Origin of the sequence: Nitratidesulfovibrio oxamicus (assembly GCF_015731765.1) — a bacterium.
Lineage (GTDB): Bacteria > Desulfobacterota > Desulfovibrionia > Desulfovibrionales > Desulfovibrionaceae > Cupidesulfovibrio > Cupidesulfovibrio oxamicus.
Map to the genome: position 1 here is coordinate 1 of NZ_VRYY01000598.1, position 1,196 is coordinate 1,196.

The window sequence follows — 1,196 nt, forward strand, 5'->3', positions numbered from 1 at the left end:
CTGCCCGGCGGCGCGCGGCGTCGGACGCGTCGCCTTGCAAGGCGGGATGGTCGCGCACCTCGCCGGAAAAGGACGTTTCCACATTGTCGCGGCCTTCGCCATCGCCCGTGCGGTCGCCGCCGCGCCCGTCCGCGTCGTCCCCTTCCGGCAGTTCCGGCGGGGCCTGTTCCGGGTCGCTGCGGCGTTGCGTGGCCGGGGCTTCTTCCGGCTGGTCTCCCGACGCTCCGGAACGCGCGCCGCTGGCCTCGGCCTCGCCCTGGGCCTTGTCGCCCGTGCCGCCGCCCTTCTCTTCTTCCTGCATGCGCGAAAGCACGGCGTAGATGTCTTCCGCCGTGCGGCCCCGGTGTTCCGGCGCATCCAGAAACCCGGCGGGCAGGGTGAAGCCCGCATCCAGCAGTATGCCGTTCACCGCGTAGTCGCAGGCGCGGTTCCACAGCCCTTCGTCGCGCCCGTCGCGGCGCACGTGATGGCCGCAGACCACATGCAGCACCTCGTGCGCCTGCATGGCCGTGACCATGGCGTCCGGCAGGGCCGCCACCCGGCGGGGATTGAATCCCAGGGTCACGCCGTCTGTCCACAGGCTGGCGCAGGTCGGGTCCGCCTTCAGGTGCAGCCGCAGGGCCAGCGAACCGAAAAAGGGATGGTCCAGCACCAGCGCGGTCCGGGCGCGCACCATGCGTCCGTGGGCCTCGGTTTCCAGCGCCTTGTCCGCGGGGGATGAAGGGTCGGGGAAGTCAGGAACGTCGGGGGAAGAGACCACTGCCCCGGCAGCAACCGACACAACAGGCACAACAGGCGCGACAGGCGCGACAGGCACAACAGGCACGACAGGCGCGACAGGCGCACCATGCACTCCCCCGGCAAGCGTCCCGCCAGACATCCCGCCCGCCAAGCCCGCCGGAACCGGCACACCGGGCCGCCTGCCGGGCCGGAAGTCGGCAATCTCCGGGTGCACGGCCCCGCTCACAGCAGCACGTGGGCGTTGGCCTGCGCCCACCGCGCGAAGGAGGGGGTTTCCACCACCGTGGTGTCGGCGCGCACGGAATCGCGCATCAGCAGTACGCCGAATTCCACGGGCAGGCGGTCGGCGTAGCAGACCAGCGCCTCCATGGTGTCGGGCGCGGCGTGGCGGGCCAGCGCCTCGCAGATGGCGTAGGCGGCGGCGGGTTCGTCGGGCACCGGGGCCTCGTGCGGGG

1 protein-coding gene and 1 pseudogene are annotated in these 1,196 nt (G+C 72.2%); both read right to left on the reverse strand.

Annotation, left to right across the window (positions count from 1 at the left end):
• A partial coding sequence (locus FVW20_RS16055; RefSeq protein WP_443677874.1) for a DUF2201 family putative metallopeptidase occupies positions 1-676 on the reverse strand: 676 nt, incomplete at its 3' end.
• A gap of 287 nt (positions 677-963) precedes the next feature.
• Positions 964-1,196: pseudogene (locus FVW20_RS16060) on the reverse strand (MoxR family ATPase); the annotation flags it as partial.